Annotated in this window: 4 protein-coding genes and 2 pseudogenes; 3 read left to right on the top strand and 3 right to left on the bottom strand. The window is 73.0% G+C overall.

Features of this window, described 5'->3' with window-relative positions; genetic code table 11:
* Nucleotides 1-96: 96 nt before the first annotated feature.
* Nucleotides 97-1,017: pseudogene (locus tag ABZ281_RS33525) on the top strand (coenzyme F420-0:L-glutamate ligase); the annotation flags it as partial.
* Nucleotides 1,018-1,079: 62 nt separating this feature from the next.
* Nucleotides 1,080-2,081, top strand: a complete 1,002-nt coding sequence (locus ABZ281_RS33520; protein ID WP_356661657.1) for a DNA-3-methyladenine glycosylase 2 family protein — start codon at nt 1,080-1,082, stop codon at nt 2,079-2,081.
* 34 nt (nt 2,082-2,115) lie between these two features.
* Here ABZ281_RS33520 and ABZ281_RS33515 read toward each other — a convergent pair.
* The 3 genes and pseudogenes from ABZ281_RS33515 to ABZ281_RS33505 all read right to left on the bottom strand — a co-directional run.
* Nucleotides 2,116-2,202 (bottom strand): annotated as a pseudogene (locus ABZ281_RS33515) (RNA-guided endonuclease TnpB family protein); the annotation flags it as partial.
* Nucleotides 2,203-2,338: 136 nt separating this feature from the next.
* A complete protein-coding gene (locus ABZ281_RS33510; protein ID WP_356661655.1) occupies nt 2,339-3,421 on the bottom strand; it encodes an NDP-sugar synthase in 1,083 nt (360 codons plus the stop codon).
* A 133-nt stretch (nt 3,422-3,554) separates the two neighbouring features.
* Nucleotides 3,555-5,009: an N-acetylmuramoyl-L-alanine amidase gene (locus ABZ281_RS33505; RefSeq protein WP_356661653.1), complete on the bottom strand. Its 1,455-nt coding sequence runs from the start codon at nt 5,007-5,009 to the stop codon at nt 3,555-3,557.
* A gap of 149 nt (nt 5,010-5,158) precedes the next feature.
* Here ABZ281_RS33505 and ABZ281_RS33500 point away from each other — a divergent pair, with 149 nt between their 5' ends.
* Nucleotides 5,159-5,929: a TIGR03089 family protein gene (locus ABZ281_RS33500; protein WP_356661651.1), complete on the top strand. Its 771-nt coding sequence runs from the start codon at nt 5,159-5,161 to the stop codon at nt 5,927-5,929.
* Nucleotides 5,930-6,027 lie beyond the last annotated feature (98 nt).

Below are 6,027 nucleotides of genomic sequence, written 5' to 3'. Positions count from 1 at the left end.
ACGTTGCATGTGAGATGTCAACGTGCGTGTGGGCGTGGTGTTTTCGGGACTCGCGTCGCTGGTCGTCGAGGATGTCGCGGACGAGGGCGAGTTCACGACGTCGGGGTCGTCGTCACCGACACCTTCGGGCGGCCCTGGCGGGCCGGGCTCACGGACGTCGCGATCGGCGCCGCCGGAGTGCGCGTGCTCGACGATCTGCGCGGCGGCACGGACGCGTACGGCAATCCGCTGAGCGCCACCGTCGTCGCCACGGCCGACGAACTCGCCGCCGCCGGCGACCTGGTCAAGGGCAAGGCCGCGGGGCTGCCCGTCGCCGTGGTGCGCGGGCTCCCGCACCTGGTGACGGAGGGCGACCGCGGCGAGGGAGCGCGGGCCGTGGTCCGCGGCGTGCGCGACGACATGTTCCGCCTCGGCACCTCCGAGGCGGTACGGCTGGCCGTGACCCAGCGGCGTACGGTCCGGTCCTTCACGGACGAGCCCGTGGACGCGGATGCCGTGCGGCGGGCCGTGGCCGCGGCCGTGACGGCGCCGGCCCCGCACCACACGACACCGTGGCGGTTCGTGCTGCTGGAGTCGCAGGATTCGCGGACGCGGCTGCTCGAGGCCATGCGGGACGCCTGGATCGCCGATCTGCGGCGGGACGGCAAGAGCGAGGAGTCCATCGCCAAGCGGGTCCGGCGCGGGGACGTCCTGCGTAACGCCCCGTATCTCGTCGTCCCCTGCCTGGTCATGGACGGCTCGCACACCTACGGCGACCCGCGGCGGGACGGCGCCGAGCGGGAGATGTTCGTGGTCGCCACGGGTGCCGGTGTGCAGAACTTCCTGGTCGCGCTGGCCGGGGAGCGGCTGGGGTCGGCCTGGGTGTCGTCGACGATGTTCTGCCGGGACGTGGTGCGCGAGGTGCTGGAGCTGCCCGCGGACTGGGACCCGATGGGGGCGGTGGCGGTCGGGCATCCGGCGGAGGACCCGCGGCCGCGGCCCGAGCGGGACGCGGGGGCGTTCATCGAGGTGCGGTGACGGCTGCCGGGCGGCGCCTACGCTCGTAGGGCTGCCCCTCACGGATCCCAGGGACGTCATTGATGGCAGGACGGTTCGCTCCGCGGCCCACGCGTACGACGACGCGCGGTGGGCAGGTCGCCGTGCCCGCGGGGGTGCCACGGCAGGCCACGGGGCCGGGGCGGGTGCGGGAGTGGGTGCCGGACGGGCCGCTGGATCTCGGCCTGGTGCTCGGGCCGTTGCGGCGCGGGCCCGGCGACCCGACGTTCCGGGCGACGCCGGACGGGTCTGTGTGGCGGACCAGCCTCACTCCGGCCGGGCCGGGGACGCTGCGGGTGTGCGCGTACGGCGGTGGGGTGCGCGGGGAGGCCTGGGGGCCCGGGGCCGAGTGGCTGCTGGAGCGGTTGCCGGAGCTGCTCGGGGCCGCGGACGATCCGTCGGCGTTCGTGCCGCGGCACCGGCTGCTGGCGTCGGCCCGGCATCGGCGGCCGGGGTTGCGGCTGACGCGGAGCGGGCTCGTGCTGGAGTCGCTGATCCCGTCGATCCTGGAGCAGAAGGTCACGACCGATGAGGCGTACCGGGCGTGGCGGCTGCTGGTGCGGAAGTTCGGAGAGCCGGCGCCGGGGCCCGCGCACGCGCGGATGTACGTGATGCCGGCGCCGCGCACGTGGGCGTTGGTCCCGTCGTGGGAGTGGCATCGGGCCGGGGTCGACAACAAGCGGGCGTCGACGATCCTGCGTGCCGTGCGGGTCGCCGCGCGGCTGGAGCAGGCGGTGGGGATGGAGCCCGGGGCGGCTCGGGCGCGGCTGGAGCTTGTGCCGGGGGTCGGGCCGTGGACGTCCGCGGAGACGGTGCAGCGCAGTCATGGGGCGGCGGACGAGGTGACGGTGGGGGATCTGCATCTGCCCGGGATCGTGGGGTGGGCGCTGGCCGGGGACCGGGATGCGGATGATGCGGTGATGCTGGAGCTGCTGGAGCCGTACGCGGGGCAGCGGCATCGGGCGGCTCGGTTGATTCTGCTGAGCGGGAGGGTGCCGGCGCGGCGGGCGCCGAAGATGCCTCGGTGGGATATCGGGCAGTTTTGAATCCTCCCCTCCCTGAGGGGAGTGGATTCCTGGCTCAGGCCTCCCGGAGCGACGCTCCAGGAGGTCTTGCGCCATCGGCACCAGCCGGGTTGAGACCAGCCCGGTGGAGCATCACGCGTGCGGGCGGGAGCAGCTTGATGCTCGGCGCCGGTGCTGAGGTCGGGGGCGTTACGCAGCCCGGCGTGGCGGGGTGCCGCTGCGTCCACCCGTGCCGCCCCCAGCGGCACGCATGCCCACGGCGGGGCCCCCGTCCCGGCCTACTGGTCCGACGAGAAGCGGACCGCTCCTGCCGGTATGCGGGCGTCGCACCATATGCGGGCGCCCTCCAGGAGTTCGTTGTCGGGGCCGATCACCGCGCCGTCGCCTATGACCGTGCCCGTGAGGACCGAGCGTTGGCCGACGCGGGCCCGGGTGCCGATCAGGGAGTCGGTGATGACCGCGCCCGGTTCGATGACCGCGCCCGGCAGGATCGTGCTGCCGAAGATCCGCGCGCCCTCCGCGACGAAGGCGCCCTCGCCCACCACCGTGCCGCCCGACAGCTTCGCGTCGGACGCGACCTGCGCCGTGGGCAGGACCAGACGGTCGCCGCAGCGGCCGGGGACGGCGGGCGACGGGGCCCGGCCGAGGACCAGGTCCGCCGAGCCCCGGACGAAGGCCGCCGGGGTGCCCAGGTCCAGCCAGTACGTCGAGTCGACCATGCCCTGGAGGTGCGCCCCGGCCGAGAGGAGACCGGGGAAGGTCTCCCGTTCCACCGACACCGGCCGGGCCGGCGGGATCGCGTCGATGACCGAGCGGCGGAAGACGTAGGCCCCCGCGTTGATCTGGTCGGTGACGATCTCCTCGGGCGTCTGCGGCTTCTCCAGGAACGCCTGGACCCTGCCCGTGTCGTCCGTGGGGACCAGGCCGTAGGCGCGCGGGTCCGAGACCTTGGTGAGGTGCAGGGAGACGTCCGCGCCCGTCGTCTCGTGGGTGTCGACCAGCGCGTGGATGTCCAGGCCCGTCAGGATGTCGCCGTTGAAGATCAGGACCGGGTCGTCGGGCCCGGAGTGCAGCCGGGAGGCCACGTTGCGAATGGCGCCGCCCGTGCCGAGCGGCTCCTCCTCCGTCACGTACTCGATGTGCAGCCCGAGCGCGGCGCCGTCACCGAAGTACGGCTCGAAGACCTCGGCCAGATAGGACGTGGCCAGGACGATGTGCTCGACACCCGCGGCTCTCGCTCTCGCCAGCTGGTGCGTGAGGAAGGGCACCCCGGCCGCCGGGACCATGGGCTTGGGCGTGTGCACCGTGAGCGGGCGCAGCCGGGTGCCCTTGCCGCCGACCAGGAGGATCGCTTCAGTCACGTGTCGTCTCTGCTTCCTGCCGGGACCGGCCGAACTGTCTTTCGGCCGGTCAGTGTATGCAGACCGTTCCGTGGCACCTTCGTTGGCCGTGCGGCATGCCGCCCCCTGCCCCCCATAGGCGGTGAACGTGTGCTCAGCGGCCCTGGTAGCGGGCCGACTTGGAGCGGACCGAGCCGAGCTTTCCGTAGAGCTTGCGTCCCGGGCACTCGGTCTTGAAGCCGTCCCGGTGCCCCGAGATCACGTTCAGTCGTACCTTCTTACCCTTTCGGTGGAGATTGCTGCCGGCCGACGTCAGGTAGGTCTTCCCCTTCGGATTCACCCGGTACAGCCCCAGCTTCCACGCGGTCAGCCGGGCGACGGCCTTGACCGCGGACTTGGAGGGCTTGTGGGAGCCGTACGACCCGAGGACGGCGATCCCCATGCTGTTGCTGTTGAAACCCAGCGTGTGCGCGCCGAGGACCGGTTTCGCCACGCCCCCGGCGCGGCCCTCGTAGATCTTTCCGCACTTGTCGATGAGGAAGTTGTAGCCGATGTCCCGCCAGCCCATGCTCTTGACGTGGTAGCGGTAGATACTGCGGATGAGTGAGGGGACCTGTGAGCAGCGGTAGTTGTTGCCGCTGGCCGTGTGGTGCACGAAGGCCGCCTTGACCTTCTTCGTGTACCGGAAGCCGCTCTCCCGCAACCCCTCGTTCGCCCCCCAGCCGCGCCGCGTGACGATACCCGGGCGTGGGCCGACGTACGGCTTGGCCCGGCGCTGCTGCTCCGTCAGCCCGCCGGCATCGAGGGCGAGGTATTCCTGCTCGGTCTCGGCGCGGCTCAGGGCCGCGATCTCGGTGGCGCCGAGAGGGGAGAGGTCGGCGTTGACGGCGGAGGCCTCGGTGACGGCGCCGTTCAGGGCGTTGGCGGCGCGGCGGCCTTCCCCGGCGCCGGGAGCTGCGTCGTCGTCCTCGCCGGGGTCGACGAGTTCGAGGCGCAGACCCGAGGGCAACGGGGGCGCGGCGGGCAGGTTGCGGGCGCCCGAGGTGTGCCCGGCGGAGTCGGCTGCCGAGCCGTCGGACTCGGGCCGGACCCGGAGTTCCACGCCGTCGGAGTCGCCGACCCACAGCGGGGCCGTGGCACCGCGGACGCGGCCCGAAGCCCTCTCGGCGGTGTCGAGGTCGGCGGCGTGGTCGGCGTTGTGGGTCTCGACGTCCTGCCAGCCCGACCAGGTGCCGGTGTCGGCGGCGCGGGTGCGGACCTGGACGCAGCCGTGCAGTTCGGCGTCCGGGTCGTCCCAGACCACGCCGACGAGGGAGAAGTGGCGTACGGCGCGGCGGGGCAGACCCTGCTCGGTGGCGGGGGCGGAGGGGGTGGCACGGTCGCGAGTGAGGGGTTCGAGGGGGAGGGACTGGGTGCTGCCGGCGGCGGACGGCTCCGCGGCGCGTCGGTCGGTCGGGGTCGTGGCCGGGGTCCCCGCGTGGGGCGCGGGTCTCGCGGCTTCCGCGGCCGGCACCGGTCTCGCCGTCGCCGCGAGGGCGGGAGGGGTGAGGGGGAGGGCCAGAGCGGCCGCACAGGTGACACCGATCGAGGAAGCAAGGAATCCACGCATGCCCCTGATCTTGGACATAGTCGTATAAGTCTGTCCATTTAGGAGTTGACGGGCCGTCGGTCTTGATTCGGCCGAACCGGTGGCGGATTCGAGGCGGTGCGGTGGGCGGGCCGTTGGGCGGGAGCCCGTGCGTTGCGTACGCTTGCGCGGTGAACGCCACCGATCGCACCCCTGCCGACCTGCTGGGTTCCGCGCTCGCCGCGGATCCGGGACGCCCCCTGGTGACCTTCTACGACGACGCCACGGGCGAACGGGTCGAACTGTCCGTGGCCACCTTCGCCAATTGGGTGGCCAAGACCGCGAACCTGCTCCAGGACGAGTTGTCCGTCGAGCCCGGGGACCGGGTGGCGCTGCTGCTGCCCGCGCACTGGCAGACGGCGGTGTGGCTGCTGGCGTGTGCGTCGGTGGGAGTCGTCGCGGACGTGTCCGGAGATGCGCGGGCGGCCGACGTCGTGGTGAGCGGGCCGGACCGGCTGGAGGAGGCCCGGACGTGCTCCGGTGCGAGGATCGCCATGGCGCTGCGTCCCCTTGGAGGACGGTTCCCGCAGGCACCCGAGGGCTTCGCCGACTATGCGGTGGAGGTGCCGGGGCAGGGCGACCGATTCGTGCCGTACGCACCCGTGGATCCGGACGGGCCCGCGCTGATCGTGGCCGGGCGGGAGTTCAGCGGGGCCGAGGTGGTCGAACGGGCCCGGGCCGAGGCGACGGCGCTGGGGTTGACCGGACCCGGGTCGCGGATCCTGTCGGGGCTGCCGTACGACACCTGGGAGGGGCTGCACGCGGGTCTGTACGGACCGCTGGCCACCGGCGGTTCCGTGGTGCTGTGCCGGCACCTGGGGCAGGCCGGGGACGGGGTGCTGGACAAGCGGGTGGAGAGCGAACGGGTCACGACCATCGCCCACGGCACAGCAGACCGCTAGTGCCGCGGCAGGCAACGTTTGCCCGTTGAGGAGCGGCGTCCGGTACGTGCTCTCGGCGTGCCGGCCGGAAGCCCTCGTACTGGACGTACTCGGGGTTT

The organism is Streptomyces sp. NPDC006265 (assembly GCF_040613555.1).
Taxonomy (GTDB): domain Bacteria; phylum Actinomycetota; class Actinomycetes; order Streptomycetales; family Streptomycetaceae; genus Streptomyces.
Note: the sequence above shows the minus strand (reverse complement) of the source record. Positions and strands in the feature narration are given on the sequence as shown.

Bases quoted from the DNA above. Each gene is read 5' to 3' on its own strand.
- ABZ281_RS33505 (WP_356661653.1), bottom strand. From the start codon at position 5,009: ATGCGTGGATTCCTTGCTTCCTCGATCGGTGTCACCTGTGCGGCCGCT.
- ABZ281_RS33520 (WP_356661657.1), top strand. From the start codon at position 1,080: ATGGCAGGACGGTTCGCTCCGCGGCCCACGCGTACGACGACGCGCGGT.